Annotated in this window: 23 protein-coding genes and 1 tRNA gene; all 24 read left to right on the top strand. The window is 70.1% G+C overall.

The window, feature by feature from the left end; genetic code table 11:
- The first annotated feature begins 39 nt into the window (after positions 1-39).
- The 24 genes from AB0958_RS18880 (at position 40) to AB0958_RS18765 (ending at position 15450) form a co-directional block, all read left to right on the top strand.
- On the top strand, positions 40-231 hold the full coding sequence (locus tag AB0958_RS18880; protein ID WP_366891567.1) for a hypothetical protein: 192 nt from the start codon (positions 40-42) through the stop codon (positions 229-231).
- The gene (locus AB0958_RS18875; protein WP_366891566.1) at positions 231-425 is read left to right on the top strand and encodes a hypothetical protein; all 195 of its coding nucleotides are present in this window, start codon (positions 231-233) and stop codon (positions 423-425) included. The genes AB0958_RS18880 and AB0958_RS18875 overlap by 1 nt, the downstream gene beginning before the upstream one ends.
- Before the next feature lie 93 nt (positions 426-518).
- Complete coding sequence (locus tag AB0958_RS18870) at positions 519-1703, top strand: DUF2637 domain-containing protein (RefSeq protein WP_366891630.1); 1185 nt, start codon at positions 519-521, stop codon at positions 1701-1703.
- The gene (locus tag AB0958_RS18865) at positions 1700-2365 is read left to right on the top strand and encodes a hypothetical protein (RefSeq protein ID WP_366891565.1); all 666 of its coding nucleotides are present in this window, start codon (positions 1700-1702) and stop codon (positions 2363-2365) included. Before AB0958_RS18870 ends, AB0958_RS18865 begins: the two co-directional genes overlap by 4 nt.
- Positions 2362-2871 (top strand): hypothetical protein, encoded by a 510-nt coding sequence (locus AB0958_RS18860; RefSeq protein ID WP_366891564.1) that lies wholly within the window; start codon positions 2362-2364, stop codon positions 2869-2871. Before AB0958_RS18865 ends, AB0958_RS18860 begins: the two co-directional genes overlap by 4 nt.
- Positions 2868-3602, top strand: coding sequence for a hypothetical protein (locus AB0958_RS18855; protein WP_366891563.1), 735 nt, complete (start codon positions 2868-2870; stop codon positions 3600-3602). The genes AB0958_RS18860 and AB0958_RS18855 overlap by 4 nt, the downstream gene beginning before the upstream one ends.
- Positions 3603-3614: 12 nt before the next feature.
- Positions 3615-3911 (top strand): hypothetical protein, encoded by a 297-nt coding sequence (locus AB0958_RS18850; protein ID WP_366891562.1) that lies wholly within the window; start codon positions 3615-3617, stop codon positions 3909-3911.
- Between the two features lie 481 nt (positions 3912-4392).
- Positions 4393-5244, top strand: coding sequence for a helix-turn-helix domain-containing protein (locus AB0958_RS18845; protein ID WP_366891561.1), 852 nt, complete (start codon positions 4393-4395; stop codon positions 5242-5244).
- Between the two features lie 97 nt (positions 5245-5341).
- Positions 5342-6415, top strand: coding sequence for a PhlD (locus tag AB0958_RS18840; protein WP_366891560.1), 1074 nt, complete (start codon positions 5342-5344; stop codon positions 6413-6415).
- A gap of 44 nt (positions 6416-6459) precedes the next feature.
- A complete protein-coding gene (locus AB0958_RS18835) occupies positions 6460-7071 on the top strand; it encodes a hypothetical protein (RefSeq protein ID WP_366891559.1) in 612 nt (203 codons plus the stop codon).
- Positions 7072-7210: 139 nt separating this feature from the next.
- Positions 7211-8041 (top strand): hypothetical protein, encoded by an 831-nt coding sequence (locus AB0958_RS18830; protein ID WP_366891558.1) that lies wholly within the window; start codon positions 7211-7213, stop codon positions 8039-8041.
- A gap of 61 nt (positions 8042-8102) precedes the next feature.
- A complete protein-coding gene (locus AB0958_RS18825; protein WP_366891557.1) occupies positions 8103-8318 on the top strand; it encodes a hypothetical protein in 216 nt (71 codons plus the stop codon).
- 121 nt (positions 8319-8439) lie between these two features.
- On the top strand, positions 8440-8631 hold the full coding sequence (locus AB0958_RS18820; RefSeq protein WP_366891556.1) for a hypothetical protein: 192 nt from the start codon (positions 8440-8442) through the stop codon (positions 8629-8631).
- A gap of 42 nt (positions 8632-8673) precedes the next feature.
- Positions 8674-9006 (top strand): hypothetical protein, encoded by a 333-nt coding sequence (locus tag AB0958_RS18815; protein WP_366891555.1) that lies wholly within the window; start codon positions 8674-8676, stop codon positions 9004-9006.
- A 48-nt stretch (positions 9007-9054) separates the two neighbouring features.
- Positions 9055-9128, top strand: a tRNA-Trp gene (locus AB0958_RS18810).
- A 160-nt stretch (positions 9129-9288) separates the two neighbouring features.
- Positions 9289-9597, top strand: coding sequence for a hypothetical protein (locus AB0958_RS18805; RefSeq protein ID WP_366891554.1), 309 nt, complete (start codon positions 9289-9291; stop codon positions 9595-9597).
- Positions 9598-9631: 34 nt separating this feature from the next.
- Positions 9632-11182, top strand: a complete 1551-nt coding sequence (locus tag AB0958_RS18800; RefSeq protein WP_366891553.1) for a hypothetical protein — start codon at positions 9632-9634, stop codon at positions 11180-11182.
- 145 nt (positions 11183-11327) lie between these two features.
- Positions 11328-11672 (top strand): hypothetical protein, encoded by a 345-nt coding sequence (locus tag AB0958_RS18795; RefSeq protein ID WP_366891552.1) that lies wholly within the window; start codon positions 11328-11330, stop codon positions 11670-11672.
- Positions 11669-12259, top strand: a complete 591-nt coding sequence (locus AB0958_RS18790; RefSeq protein ID WP_366891551.1) for a hypothetical protein — start codon at positions 11669-11671, stop codon at positions 12257-12259. Before AB0958_RS18795 ends, AB0958_RS18790 begins: the two co-directional genes overlap by 4 nt.
- A gap of 19 nt (positions 12260-12278) precedes the next feature.
- A complete protein-coding gene (gene terL, locus AB0958_RS18785) occupies positions 12279-13928 on the top strand; it encodes a phage terminase large subunit (protein WP_366891550.1) in 1650 nt (549 codons plus the stop codon).
- 28 nt (positions 13929-13956) lie between these two features.
- Entirely contained in the window at positions 13957-14415 is a 459-nt protein-coding gene (locus AB0958_RS18780) for a hypothetical protein (RefSeq protein WP_366891549.1), read from the top strand.
- Positions 14416-14417: 2 nt separating this feature from the next.
- Complete coding sequence (locus tag AB0958_RS18775) at positions 14418-14594, top strand: hypothetical protein (RefSeq protein ID WP_366891548.1); 177 nt, start codon at positions 14418-14420, stop codon at positions 14592-14594.
- Positions 14591-14806 carry a hypothetical protein gene (locus AB0958_RS18770; protein ID WP_366891547.1) on the top strand — a complete coding sequence of 72 codons (216 nt, stop codon included), beginning with the start codon at positions 14591-14593 and terminating at the stop codon, positions 14804-14806. The genes AB0958_RS18775 and AB0958_RS18770 overlap by 4 nt, the downstream gene beginning before the upstream one ends.
- A 5-nt stretch (positions 14807-14811) precedes the next feature.
- Complete coding sequence (locus AB0958_RS18765; RefSeq protein WP_366891546.1) at positions 14812-15450, top strand: hypothetical protein; 639 nt, start codon at positions 14812-14814, stop codon at positions 15448-15450.

The raw sequence follows: 15450 nt of genomic DNA, 5'->3' as shown, positions 1-15450 counted from the left end.
CCTGATCACTCCCACCTGCCGTCAACAGGAGGAATGACCGTGTCCAACGGTACCGACCCCCGGGGTGCCCGCGCTCCGCGCCCCAACAAGATCCTTGCCGCCCCGGCGACCCCCGCCGTCTGCGCGGGCGACCTGCGCCGGAACGACCCGGGCGACCCCAACGGCCGCCAGGCCGCCGCCGCGCAGTCCCGTAACCAGTTCGCCCGCGCCCGTATGTCGGCGGCCAACTGATGGGCCTCTTCTCCAAGCGCGGCCAGAGCACGCGCAGCTATCCCGCCGCCGGAGTATCCGTCACGGGCTCGTCGAGCCGCTTCTTCCGCGCCAAGACCACCGGTGCCCGCCGCGCCGCCCGCAGCGGTCAGGCCTGGGAGGACAGGGACCGGAAGCAGGACCGCAGAGGCGGCTGGTACCGCGCCGCCCGCTGACCCCCAGACCGGCCGCCCCGCGCTCCCTCCCCCCGCGGGGCGGCCCCTTTTCTGCCGCCGGAGCACACCGTGAAGACGCCCACCGACGACCGCATCCAGTTGACCCCCTTGCAGCGCAGGATCATCAGCGCCGTTGCCGTTGGGGCAGCGGCGATCGCGACCATCGGATTCGTCGGCTCCTACGCCGCCGTCCGCGCACTGGCCGTGGCCAAGGGGTTCGGCCGGTTCGCTCTCGCCTTCCCGATCGGCATTGACGCTGGCATCCTCGTCCTCCTCGCCCTGGACCTGCTCCTCACGTGGCTGCGCATGCCGCTCGGGATGCTCCGCCACACCGCGTGGCTCCTGACCATCGCCACGATCTCGTTCAACGCGGCCACCGCGTGGCCCGACCCGATCGGGACCGGCATGCACGCGGTGATCCCGGTCCTGTTCGTGGTCGTTGTCGAGGCGGCCCGGCACGCGATCGGCCGGACCGCCGACATCACGGCCGGACGGCACATGGACTCCGTCCGCCTGGTCCGGTGGTTCCTCGACCCGATCCCCACGTTCCTGCTGTGGCGGCGGATGAAGGTGTGGGAGCTGCGCTCCTACGACCAGGTGATCCGGCTGGAGCAGGAGCGGATCGTCGAGCGGGCTCGGCTGCGTGCCCGATACGGGCGGCGTTGGAGGCGGAAGGCTCCGGTGGAGGCCGTCATGGCGCTGCGGCTCACGCGGTACGGGCGTGAGCTGGCTCCGGTCACCGGGGTCCTCAACATCGAGCCTGAGCCGTTGGGCTCATCTTCGGCTCCCCGTGAACTGCCGTCGGCTCAGCCGGTCGTGAGCCGTGAGCCCGAGCTTGAGCCGCTCGACTGGAGCGACTGTGAGCCTGAGCCGGTCGACGATGAGCCTGAGCCGGCCGACTATGAGACGACCGTCGTCACCGCGCTTCACGTCGCCAGCGGTGAGCCGCGCCCCACGCTGGCCGACCCCGTGAAGCCGCCCGCCCAGCCCGCTGACCAGCAGGTCTCAAGTGAGCCCGTCTTGAGCCCGGCTGAGCCGATCCTCGTGAGCCGCCCTGAGCCGAGCCCTGAGACGGCGAGTGAGCCCGGTGAGCCCGGCGCTTCGGCGGACGACGAGATCGAGCAGCAGATCACCGAACTGGCTCACCGGCTCAAGTCCGGGGAGCGGCTCACCAAGACCACCGCGGCTCAGCTCCTCGGCGTGAGCCAGGCCACCGCCGGGCGGCGGCTCAAGGAGGCCAAGACCCGGATCGGCGACGGGATGGGGTTCTACCCGTGAGCCGTGAGCCAGGGCCCGACGAGCGCCGCGTGCGCTACCTCCTGGCCCGGCTCGGCGCCCGCCCCCTCGGCCACTCCCACGACAGGACCAGCACCATGACCGATCAGCCCATCATCCCGACCCGCATCATCCCGTCCGGCGCCCCGCTGCCCGCCCGAGCGCCCCAGCGCGGTGAGATCCCGCCGTGGAGGACCGCTGTTGCGCCGCCTCCGCCCGCACCTCCTGCGCCTCCGCCTCCTCCGGTCGTTCCTCCGGTGCCGGATCCGGTGCCCGTCCCGCCGGACCCGCAGCCCCTCGTGGTCCGCCACGTCCACGAGATGGTGCTCCCGGAGCCGGAGCGCGGGCCTCGCCTGTGGGAACGGCTGTGGGACGCGATCGTCACCTGGCGGCTGCTCATCGCCGTCCTCGCCGCCCTGTTCCCCTGGGCCTACGGCCGTAGCCCGGTCGGGATATGGGCGCACACCCTCCACCAGGCCCGTACCGAGGCCGGCGTGCTCCCCGCGTACACCATCGCCGGGGTCGCCCTCACCGCAGCCTGGGCCATCAACCGGCGCAACGACCGCGTCGTGCCCCGCTTCCTGTTCGTCACCGCCCTGATCGGCGCTTTCGGCGTCTTCGAGTGGTTCGACGCCATCACCCTCATCACCGGAGTCCACCGATGACCGGCACCACCCTGACCCTCGGCGGCCTGCTCGCCGCCCTGCTCGTCCTCGTCGCCAACCTGTACCCCTGGTACAGGGGCGGCCGGGACATGAAGATGCTCGCCCCGTTCGGGAAGGGGTGCGGCGCCGCTGCGCTCGCCGCGGCCTGCCCCGGCGGGATCCTCGGCTGGACCCACAAGCACACCGGGGGCGTCGCCAACGGTGCAGGTGAGGGCGTCGGATCCGCCGCGACCGGCACCCACAGCGGCAACGACCTGACCAGCGGACAACTCGTCGGACTCGGCGCGACCGGCGCGGTCATCGTCGCGATCGCGGTGTTCCTGGTGTTCCTCGCGTACAAGCAGGCAGGGAAGGCAGACCGGCGGCGGATCGTCGGCGGGTTCTTCGTCGGATCGTCCCTGACCCTGACCGCCGGGGTCGCCGGCGCCCTGCACTGGCTGCCCGGCGCCCTCAACGCGGCCGGGGACGGCGTCGTCTCGGCGTTCCAGGGGAGTGGTCTGCTGTGAGCCGCCTCGCCCGCCCCGCCGCGCGGCTCTCCACGGGGTCCGTCGTGGTTGCCCGGCGCCTCGGCAACCGCATCGCCGCATGGGTGCGCAGGGGCCGTCGGGACGACCTGGAAGGGTGGCGTGCGGGCCTCGGCTGCGTTCTGCGCCTGCTCGCCGTCATCTTCGGCGCGTACCTGCTGTACCGGCTGGTGCGCGCCGTACCGGCCCTGCTGTGGCTGTTCAGCACCTCCTGGACCATCGCCGCCTGGCGGGCTGGAAGAACCGCCGCGGAGGCCTCCGAGGAAGAATCTGCGGACCGGCCGAAAACATACCGTGAACCTGCCGCCCCAGAAGCGCTCGTGATGAGTCCCCACGAGCTTCTCGTCCACTGGCTCGACCAGCTCACCCGGGATCGTGCTGGCATCCACCTCGCCGAGCTGCACAGCACCCTCACCCGACACCCCGACTTGGCCCATCTGAAGAGGCCCGAGATGAGGGCCTGGTTGGACCGCCACCACATCACCGTCGACCGCACCCTGCGAGTGGGTGGTGTGTCGGGCCGCTCGGGGGTCTCCCGGGCCACGATCGAGGCCCTTCTCCAGGCCCTCCCCCCGACTGTGGAGACCAGCAACTCCACAGCCCCTCTCCACGTCTCTGACCAGCCGGTTTCTCCGGTGGAGAGTGGCGTGGAGAGCGGTGTGGAGGCTGCTGTGGACCCGCATTTCGACGCTGTCGCCCGACTGTTCGCCTGACCGGAGGTACCCATGGACATGACCCAGCAGAAGGCTGTCGAGGATGCTGCTCGCGAGGTGCCCGCGCACGACGGCCCGGACCGTCTGACCGACCCGAGCATCCCGGTGGAGGCGATGGGCCGCTCGCTCGACGCCGGCGCCACCCAGACGACATCCGTGCCGAGATGGCGCGCCAGCGGGGCCGGTCATGACGGGGCGGACCGCGATCCTGGTGGTCGCCAACTGGCGTTCGGAGTGTGGTGCGTGCGGTGGTGGAGCGAACTGGCGCGACTCCCACCACACGCAGGTGCAGGGCTCGGGGAGCGGTGAGCCGTGCGGTGCGCGGTTCGTGGGGATCCGGCACGCCGAGGGGGCGGTGGAAGGGGCGGGGTAGGCGGGGCGTTGGAGCGGTGCGCCAGTCGGGGTGTGGATCCCCGGCTGGCGCGAACTGTTCGGTATCGCCGAACGCGAGGAAAGTTCACGTTGTTTCATGCGCCACCTATGGGGCCGGGAAGTGGTAAGGAAATCTTAAAAAACAGACCGGGAGTCGATTTTCCGTCGGTTTTTGCAAAGCGATCATCACGACTCCGAAACGGAGTTCCGTAACAGTCTGAGCGTGATGAAGTGGTGACTCTCGCGAGTTGACGTGATAAAAGTGCAGGTCAGGCGCCTGTACTTCGGTCAAAAATTGGCCTAGTCCATGCTGCCCCTCTGTTACCCACAGCTTTGTCCTGCAAATCTCGCAGGCAAATGACCTCACGGAATCAGCCATCATGGTTCTGACTGGAATAGCGCGCAGGGAGAGATCAAATTGGAGCAGAGTGCCCTGAAGGAGGCCCTCCGCAAACTGCTGCAACAGCGTCGAGCGGAACTCAACCCGGCAAAGCTCGGGATCACCCGCGTTGCCCCCCAGGGGCGGCGGCCCGCAGGCGGCGGTCTCTCCCAGACACAGGTCGACGAGATCCTCGGATTCGGACGCGGCACGTACGAGCGCCTGGAGAGCGGCCGGTACGCCAACGCCCCCGAACACGTCCTCACCGCCGTCGGGAAACTCTTCGAACTCGACGCTCACGAGTGGGCGTGGCTGTGGGGCATGGCCCGCCGCGAGGACCCCCCGCGCCCGCTCCGGCCGGACAACGAGGAAGAGATCCCCGCGTCCTGGTGCCGCGTCATCGACAGCCTCCCGCACGCCTGCTACGTCACGAACCACCGCTGGGAACTGGTCGCCTACAACCAGTACTTCACCCGGATCTTCCCCGGCCGCCGCGTCCCCCCGAACACGATGGAGTGGATGCTCCTGAGCCCCGACGCCCGGTACATCCTCCGCGACTGGGCCACGGAGTGGGCACCGATGGTCGCCCCGCACGTCTGGTCCGCGCGGGCCAAGCACCCCACGGACGTGTACCTCAAGGACTTCGAACGGCGCATCCTCGCCGACGAGGAAGCCGGACCGATCTACCAGGATTTCGGGGAGTTCATGGTCCACCCCGACGGCGCCACCAGGCCCTTCAACCACCCCGAAGAAGGGCCCGGCTGGATGACGCTCCACACCTCCACGCCCGCATCGTCGAACCGTTTCATCACCATGACGATGATCTTCGACCTCGGTGAGGAACGCCCTCCGACCCTCGCCCCGCTCCGCGCCCGCTACGGCGGCGCGTAGCCCCCCGATCGGCTGGCGGCCCGATCAACCCCCTGGCCGGGCCGCCAGCCCCCGCTCAACCTGCTCCACCCGCCCGCACCGCCGAGACGGAGGAACCGTGCCCGCGCACATTGGCAGACCCGAGATCGCTCTCGCCGAGCATCGCGTCACCACCGACGCGCTCATCGAGCACGTACGTGCCACCTACCGGCATCCCGACGACCCCAGCCGCCCGCACCGCAGCATGGCCGTCTGGGAGCGCCTCATGCGCAACTCGGGCGTCCAGCAGCGGTATTGGTCCCGGACCCTCCCGGAGGTCACCCAGCCGGTCGGCGTCGCCCAGCGGGCCAAGAACGCGTTCAACGACGCGCTCGACCTCGCCGAGACCGCCGCACAGCGGGCCCTCGATGTCGCCGGCCTCGACCCCGGCGACATCGACGCGATCGTCACCAGCCACACCACCAGCTGGAGCGTCCCCAACCTGGACGTCCACCTCATCGAACGCCTCGGCCTGCGACCGACCATCTCCCGCATGCCGCTGGCCACGCTCGCCTGCTCCGGCGGAGCACACGCACTCGTCCGCGCCCTCCAGTACACCCAGGCCCGCCCCGGCGGAGCCCGCGTCCTCGTCGTCGTCGCCGAGACCCTCTCGACGATCTACCACCAGCGCGAACAGACACCCCAGTCGATGATCTACCGCACCCTGTTCGGAGACTCCGCGGGCGCCACCGTCGTCACCGGCATCCACCAGGGCAACGCCGCCGACCTCAAGGGCTGCATCATCGACGACGGATTCGAACTGGCCATGCCGAACAGCCGCGACCGCTACTGGGGCACCATCGACGAGCAGGGCCTGCACTTCGACTCCACCCGGGCAGCAGCCAGCGCGGCCGCCGACGCCCTCCCGTACGTCAAGGAGTGGCTCGGCACCCGGACCGTCGAGTGGGCCGGCGTCCACCCCGGCGGCCCCCGCATCATCGACGACGTCATAGAAGGCCTCGGTCTCGACACCGGCAAGCACGGCCGCCACTCCCACACATCCCTCGCCGAGAACGGAAACCTCGGCGGCGCCGCCGTACTGGACGTACTGCGCCGCACCTACGACGAGCCGCCCGCACCCGGAGCTGAGGGCGCACTGCTCGCCTTCGGCCCCGGCTTCACTGTCGCCGGCGCGTACGGCGCCTGGGCATAACCCCCCTCAGCGCCACCGCGCCCGGTCCCCGAGGATCCCTACCGATGTCACCCACCGCAGCCCGCCGCGCAGCCCGCCGCGCCAGCCACCTCTCCCTCGTCACCGTGGACACCACGGACACCGCCACCGACGACGAGGGCGAGCCGGAACCGAGGGGCAAGCACGCCGCCCCGAACTGCCCCCTCCCCATCGCCGGTAGCGCGACCGTACGCGCACTCCTGGCCCTCGGCGCCGTCCTGTCCGCCGTCGGCCTGACCGTGGGGAAGGCAGACGCCGTCCTCTCCCACGAGTCCCAGGACCGGCCCGTCGAAGCCGAGGCCGACATGGACTCCACCCCCGACACCCCGGTCACGCCGACCACCACGGTCGTCTCCGCGCCGACCGCCCCGATCACGGCCGCCGTGCCCCGGACGTCTCCCGCACACTGGGCCCCCGCCGCCAAGCCGGTCGAGACGCACACCTACATTGCGGCGCCGGTCCAGGGCACCGGAAAGCACCGCAAGCCAACCACCGGCGAGCACCACGAGCGCATGACGATGCGGGCCCCCGGCCGTCACCGCCGCGTGGACCCCCCGGGCCACGGCTGCAAGCCGCAGACCAGGGGAAACATCCTGCCCGGGGCCGTCGTACCGCTCCCCGTGAGCCACGTCATCTAGGTCTACGGGTGACCTTGCGGTAAGGCGCTGACCAGGTGAAATGTGCGAACTCAATGTAGAATTAAGGCAATTGGAAACCCCGGCGGGTGATGCAACACCTGCCGGGGTCAGTTGCCGGACGCTGCAAAGGAGCGCCAGCATGGGTCAGGGTACGCCCTTCGTCCCGCAGTTCCATCGCGACAGTAGGTCGGGGCCCCGCGACAGCGATGTGGCCCTGCTCCTGGATCTGGTTGACACCAGCGAGCCCGCCTTTCGCCACATCGCACGGGCGTTGAAGGAGATGCGCGATGCAGGCGTCACGCTGGATGAAGCCGCAGTCTCCATCGCCGTCAAAATCGGCAGGAGCAGGCACAACCAGACTGGATGGGAGCGGAGGCATACCGCGCCCGGACATCAGGGGATCGTGTACTACATTCGCCGCAGCGACCTCATCAAGATCGGCACCACCGCCGACCCTTTCGAGCGTTTCGCGAGTCTGATGCCGGACGAGATCTTGGCATTCGAGCCCGGCGGCCCGGACGAAGAAGCCGCACGGCACGCACAGTTCGCCTCCTGCCGCGTCAACGCACGGCGCGAGTACTTTCGCCCCGCGTCCCGGCTCATGAAGCACATCGACGAAGTGCGTGAGCAGCACGGGGACCCCGATCCCTACTGGCCGACTACGGCCAACCTGCACGTGCGCGGTTACATCCGCCGCCGATCGGCCGAGCGCCGCCTCGCCGCGCTGCCCGAACCCGGCGGCGAGCTAGTCATTGCGATCGAGGGCGCCCGACGGCTGGGCATCGACCCCTCCACCGTCACGCGGTGGGTCGAGCGCGGCCGCCTCGCCCCCGCTGGCCGGAACGCGTCCAACCGGCGCGTCTTCTACCTCGATCAGATGCGCTACCTGGCCGAACTGGGCCAGGAATGGAAGGACGCAAGATCAGGTTGCGTCTACGGGCCGAGTGAGGTACGGTCCTGCCAAGCTTGATCTTTCTGTCTTCAAGGGCCGCCCCTCACCGGGCGGCCTTTGGCGTTTCCGGGGAGGCTCCTTGCCCATCGCTGACGCCCCATACCGCCCGGTCCTGTTGTCCCCCTCGGACATCGCGTACCTGATCGGCCGACCCAAGGGCACGGTGACCCGGTGGGCCGCCGAGGGCCGACTCACCTCCCACGACGGCAAGTACGACTACCTCGAACTGAGGGACGTCATCAGCGGCGCCGTCCGGGTCCCCCCGAAGCGCCCCACCCTCGCCGCGGCCTCCTGACCGCAGCCCTACAGACCGGCTCCGCGCGGACACACCTTCCGGCGGGGCCTCTTTACGTCGGCCGCCCGCATTGAGGGGTGCGCGGCGGCCGACACCCCTCACCCCGCCCGGGAGTTGCCCCATGCCGTACCTGCCTGCCGGATACAAGCCGCGCGCCCCGCGTTCCGAACGCCGTGCCGTGTCCCGTCGCACCGCCCGCCAGCAGACCGCGGCCATGCACACCTTCCTCGGCACCGCTCCTCGCTACGAGCCGGCCCGCGACACCAGCTGCGAGCGGCACCACCGCAAGCTCCCCTGCGCTCGGTGCGCGTAGGACCCCCCTCCTCGACATCCCACCCCGCCCCGGAGGCACCCCATGTCATCCCCCCTCGACGTCCTCCACGGACTCGTCAACAACCTGGAGGACGAGGGCCACGTCCTCGCCGCCAAGTTCCGCGACCTGGTCGACGAGTTCAAGGACAAGTTCGGGCACCTGATCGGCGGCGGCGCCGACGAACTGGACGCGTTCGTCTCCAGCCTCGTCGGGAAGATCGCGCCCGAGCTGGAGACGGTGAAGGAGCAGATCGTCACGGCGGTCGTCGCCGAACTCGCGAAGCTCACCGCCGAGGTGAAGGCCACGGTCGAGGACGTCGTCCAGTCCGCCGAGGCCCCGGCGCCGGTCGAGCCGCCCGCTCCCGCCCAGGGCTGACCCCGCGCGGGCCCCGGCCGCCGACTCCTCGGCCGGGGCCCGCCCCTTGGGGCTGTAGCTCAACTGGATAGAGTAGCGGTCTCCAACACCGCTGGTTGCAGGTTCGAGTCCTGCCAGCCTTGCGACGATGCGCCAGCGCGCCGCGCGCCACCACCCGGCCCGAGTGGTTCGACAGAGACGAAGAGTGGCCCAAGCACGTCAGGCAGCCGGGAGACCCGCGGGTAGGGTTGAACTCCCGGAACCCTGACGTATGCGCGCACCCCATACCCCGGTAGGAGCAGCATGGGCGTCCGCGACCCCGCCACCCCGCCGAGCACCTGGTGCGACTGGTGGGACGAGGTCCACGACCTCGCGCCGAACATCAGCTACGGGTGGGTGCCCCGGCATCTGACGGCACTCCCCGATGACCCGAACCCCTGGTTCTGGCACTGGTGCCCCGCGGCTGCGAACGGTGAGGGCCGGTGGATGGCCCAGGGCGCCCCGGAACACACCCTCGTCTCCCGCGAGCCGCTGCACATGGAGCCGAGTCTGCTGTGGCCCTGCTGCGGGACGCACGGCTTCGTCCGTAACGGCGCGTGGATCCCGGCCTGACTTCAGCACCCGCCCCCTCACGGGAGACCTCCTCATGCCTGCCGTCTACGTCGACACCCGCGACATCCCGTTTGACCAGCTCGACCACTTCGAGGGCAACGCGAAGCACGGCGACGTCGAGGAGATCCTCAAGAGCCTGCGCCGGCACGGCCAGTACCGCGGCATCGTCGTTCGGCAGACTGCCCGCGACCGGTTCACGATCCTCGCGGGCAACCACACCAAGAAGGCCCTCGTCCTTCACGGGCCAGGCCAGTGCGAGTTCGCCAACCACGACGTGCCAGAGAAGCGGTGCGCGCTGTGCTCCGACGGTACCTGGGACGGGACCAGCGCCCGGTCCGAAATCATCGACTGCACTGATGACGAGGCCCGCCGCATCAACATCGCCGACAATCGGCTGGCCGAACTCGGCGAGACGGACAACGACGCCCTCGCCGAACTCCTCTCCTACATGGACGGGGACTACGAGGGCACCGGCTACACCGAGGACGACGTCGAGAGGCTGATCACGCCCCCCGACCTCGACGCCCTCGACGAGCCGGACGAGGACGTCGAGAAACCGTCGCTCGCCGACCGGTTCCTCATCCCGCCGTTCGACGTCCTCGACTCCCGAGGCGGCTGGTGGCGCACCCGGAAGAAGCAGTGGCTGTCCCTCGGGATCCGCAGCGAAGTCGGCCGCGGTGACGGGCTCGCGTTCTCCGACCTGTCCATGATCGACCCGAACTACTACCGGAAGAAGGCCGAGGCCGAGCAGACGCTCGGGCGCGGCCTGACCCACGGCGAGTTCGAGGCTGAGCACTACGTGCCCATGGAGACGTCCCTCAAGTCCGGCACGAGCGTCTTCGACCCGGTGCTGTGCGAGTTGGCCTACCGCTGGTTCTGCCCGCCTGGCGGCACGGTCATCGACCCGTTCGCCGGCGGCTCCGTACGTGGCATCGTCGCCGGGATCCTCGGACGCCCGTACCTCGGCAACGACCTGCGGGCCGAGCAGATCGAGTCGAACCGGGAGCAGCGCGACGAGTTCATGCAGCGCCATCTCCTGGCGGCCGACCCGGTCTGGACGGTCGGAGACAGCGCTGACTGGGTGACCGTGCTGGAGCCCGAGAGCGCCGACATGGTCCTGACCTGCCCGCCGTACTACAGCCTGGAGCAATACTCCAGCAACCCGGCGGACCTGTCGACCATGACCCACGCCGACTTCGACGCCGCGTACGCCCGGATCATCGCCGGTGCCGCCCGCGCCCTGCGCAACGACCGGTACGCCGTGATCGTCGTCGGGGACGCCCGGGACAGCAAGGGCGTGCTCCACGACCTGCGGGGCGCCACGATCCGCGCGGCGGCCGCCGCCGGCCTCACCTACGCCTCCGGCGCCGTCCTCGTCACGCTCGCCGGGTCCGCCGCCGTCATGGCCGGGAACGTGTTCACCGCGACCCGCGGCCTCGGGCGCGTCCACCAGGACGTGCTGGTGTTCTGCAAGGGCTCCCGGTCCGCCGCCGCGCAGGCCTGCGGCGACGTCAGCACCCACCTGCCCGAGGACATCGAGGGCGCGTTCGCCGAGGTCGACGAGACCGCCGACGACGCGGCCTGACCCCCTGACTACCCGATAACACACCGAGCGTGCCGTCCGCTGCCCTGCGGGGGAGCGGACGGCACGCGCACCTCCAGGCCTGCGGGCCACCCACCTCTCCGGGGGTGGCCCGCAGGCGCCTTCCCTCACGAGGAGGTGATCGGCCATGGCCGATGAGGCCGCCGAAGAGAAGGCGCAGAAGGCCCTGAGCCTGCGCTTGGCCGGTGTCGACTGGCACACCATCGCCGACAGGCTGAAGTACCCGGACGTCGCCGACGCCATCGACGCGGCCATGGAGGTCGCCGACACCACGTACGACGGGGTCCCCATGGACCCGCTCCGGGTCCTGGAGGTACTCCGCCTGGACCGCCTCCAGGCTGCGGCGTGGAAGATCGCCATGGCCAGCGGGCCCGACGCGGCAGACTCGGCGCTCAGTGGTATCGCCACGGTCCTGAACATCAGCGACCGCCGTGCCCGGCTGCTCCGCCTCAACCTGCGGAGCGGGGATTGACCGGGCTGCGCCCCGAGCACGCCGGCGAGGGCAAGCCGAAGTGCGGGGCCCAGAAACGGCAGGGTGCCCCCGGTGAGACGTGCACGTTCGTCGCCGGATGGGGCACCGACCACGTCGGTACCGGCCGTTGCCGCCTCCACGGCGGGAACACCCGCAACCAGCGGACCGCGGCCCGAGCGGAGAAGGCTGACCAGGAGGCCCGGCGCCTCCTTGCCCAGCTCGACGTGCAGCCCGTCGACGACCCCTTCGCCGCTCTGTCCCGGCTCGCCGGGCAGGTGCTCGCCTGGCAGGAGGCCATCAGCCGCATCGTCAACGACCTCGGCGACCGCGTCCGCTACGAAGGTGCCTCGGGGGCCGAGCAGCTGCGCGCCGAGATCGCCCTGTACGAGCGGGCGATGGACCGCACCGGCAGCGTCCTCGGGATGATCGCGAAATTGAACATCGAGGACCGCATGGCCCGGGTGACGGAGCGCCAGGCGGACGCCCTCGTCTCCGCGCTGGAGGCCGCGCTCGCCGCGGCCGGCGTGACCGGCACGCAGGCGGACGACGCACGGAAGGCGGCTGCCCGGCACCTACGCGCCGTGTAACCCCTCAGGAGGCCCGGACGTGTCCAGTGAAATGGACGCGGTCGCGATGGCCGCCGACCGCCTCGAAGGCCGCAGCACAGCCGCCGACCGATACCCCACCCCCCACGACCTCGCCCGCGCCCTCGACCCGAAGGTTGTCCGGACCCCGGCGCTCGCGCTCCTCGACCAGAACCTCATCGACGTCGCCGAGGGCCGCTGCAAGAGATTGATCTGGACCATGCCCCCGCAGGAGGGCAAGAGCCAGCGAGTCAGCCGCACGTTCCCCGCGTGGTTGTTGACTCGGGACCCGGACAAGCGGATCGCGATCGCCTCCTACGAACTGGGCACCGCTCGCCGGTGGGGCCGCGCGATCCGTAACGACATCAGGTCGAACCGGGAGAAGTTCGACCTGCGGATCCGCACCGACACGGCGTCGGCGCAGGAATGGCAGATCGAGGACCACGAGGGCGGCGTCTACTCCGTCGGTATCCAGGGCGCCCTCACCGGCCGTCCGGTCGACGTCCTCATCATCGACGACCCGATCAAGGACCGAGCACAGGCCGAGTCCGAGACGTTCCGGCAACGTGCCTGGGATTTCTGGACCGACGCCGCCCGTACCCGGTTCGGGCCGAACACGGCGGTTATCGTCGTCCTCACTCGCTGGCACGAGGACGACCTCGCCGGCCGTCTCCTGCGCCAGGACGTGCGCCGCGAGTGGCGGCACATCAACATCCCAGCCGAGGCTGACCACAAGCCGGAGGAAGGCCAGAGCGACCCGCTTGGCCGCGAGCCCGGCGCCTTCCTGCTGTCCGCGCGCGGCCGCACGAAGAAAGACTGGGAGGACACCCGGCACGACGTCGGCTCCCGCACCTGGACGAGCCTCTACCAGGGCCGCCCGTCGCCGGACTCCGGCAACGTGTGGAAGAGACAGTGGTGGCGCCGGTACTCGACGCCGCTGTGGTCGCAGCACCCGACGATCCCCGAGGCGTACGTCGTCCCCAACGTGGACCAGTTGATCATGACCTGGGACATGGCGTTCAAGGACACGAAGTCATCGGACTACGTCGTCGGTCAGGTGTGGGCGCGCCGCGGTGCCGACGTGTTCCTCCTCGACCAGGTCCGCAAGCGGCTGTCGTTCACCGACACCGTCTCCGCGTTCCAGGCCCTGGTGGCTCGCTGGCCCGGCGCGACCGCGAAACTCGTCGAGGACAAGGCGAACGGCACGGCCGTCATCAACACCCTGAAGTCGAAGATCCCGGGCATCATCGCGATCACCCCGACCGAGTCGAAGTACGCCCGTGCCAACGCGGTCGCCCCGGCCATCGAGGCGGGCAACGCGTTCCTCCCGGACAAGGACATCGCGTTGTTCGACCCCGAGGAACTCATCACCGAGGCGGCCGGGTTCCCGAACGGCACCCATGACGACCAGGTCGACGCAGCCTCCCAGGGCCTCGCCTACCTCCTCCTCGACGAGAACGGCGCCATGGCGTGGATCGCCCACTTCCGGGCCAAGGCCGAGGCCGCGCAAGCCGCCCAGGCCGAGCACGACGACGAGCCCACCGAAGCCCTTGACGAGGAACCGGCCACCGATCCGGAGCCCGAGGCCGAACCACCGGCCGAGCCCGTCGAGGACGCAGCCGCCATCCGCAAGCGGCTCCGCGACGAGGCGTTCCGGCGCCAGCAGCGGTAACAACACCACCATCACCAGGAGCACCATCATGGCCAAGGCCGCTCTGCGTACCTTCCTCGTCACGATCTATGAGGGGCCGCATACACAGCCTCAGGGCAAGCTCGTTGAGGCCGCGTACTACCTGCCGGAAGACGGCTGCATCACCTTCAAGGACGCCGACGGTCAGGCCGTTTACACGGTCCAGAGCGCGTACGTCTTCTCGGTCGAGCGGGTCAGCGACACCTCACTGACCGCCGAGGTGCGGCGCCTGATGAAGGAAGCCGACACCGCCGGCCTCACCCCGCCTCGCGGGACGATCACGAATCGGGCGGTGGCCGCGGACGGCCACGTCACCGAGACGACCTACGCGGTGACCGTCGAAGCCGTGCAGGTCAGCGCCGGGGACCCTCCCGACATCACCCACGAGGTCACCGTCGACACCACGAACATCACGAGGGCCTTCCAGTCCGCGTCGGCCGCCTTCCGGAGCGGAAGGGCCGCACGCTGACCATGGCCTCCTTCCTCGGCACCCACGTTCCCGTCGACTGCCCGGTCTGCTCGGAAGAGGTGAAGATCCCCATCCGGGAGATGGGCGTCACCAACAACGTCATCACGGTCGGCCTCAACATGGCCCCGCTGCACGAGCACGTCGCGAACGGCCACCAGAGCACGCAGGAGGCGCCGTGACCACGTCCGAGGCCAAGGCCGCGTACCGCAGTGCGTCCACGAGTTTCGTCATCACCCGAGCCGACGGGACGGTCCTCGACCTCGGTGTCGGCGCGTACTGGCACCGCAACCCCCTCCGCCGCCTGTGGTGGCGTCTGTGGGGCCAGCCTCGGTTCAAGCGCCGCGCAGCAGCGGCCAACCGCGACGCGGCACGGGCCGCCAGTAGGGAGTAGCAGACATGGCCACCACCACCGTGCTCACGCGGAAGGGCCGAGAGATCTTCACCGGCCGGATGATCGGGGCGACGCCGACCCAGGCCGAGCCGAAGTTCCTGGGCTGGGGGATCGGCGCGGCGACCGCGGCGAACTCGGACGTCGCTCCGTTCCAGGAGGCCGCCGAGGCGCGCGTCACCGGCACGAGCAGCCAGGTGACGACCACGACCACGAACGACACCTACCAGGTCGTTGGGACGCTGACGTCGGCGAGTTCGCAGACCATCACCGAGGCGTTCCTCGGGGACTCGGCGTCGAAGCCGCAGGCGACCACGCTGTCCGCTGCGGTCGCCTCGACGTCCTCGACCTCGATCAGCGTGGCCAGCGCCACCGGGTTCCCGGGCTCCGGGAACTACAACATCCAGGTCGACGGCGAGGTCATGACCGTGACCGGCGGCCAGGGCACCACCACGTGGACCGTGACCCGAGGCGTCAACGGGTCGACGGCCGCAACGCATTCCAGCGGCGCGACCGTCACCGGCGGGAACCCGCCCGGGTCGACCGCCGTCACGAACGGGTCGCTGCTCCTGCACTCGACGTTCACCGGCCTCGCCTTCAACAACGGCGACTCCCTGACCGCGACCATGCAGGTCAGCATCTCCTGA

It is taken from the genome of Streptomyces sp. NPDC006655 (assembly GCF_040703965.1).
GTDB lineage: Bacteria > Actinomycetota > Actinomycetes > Streptomycetales > Streptomycetaceae > Streptomyces.
This window is presented reverse-complemented; position numbering and strand designations above follow the sequence as displayed.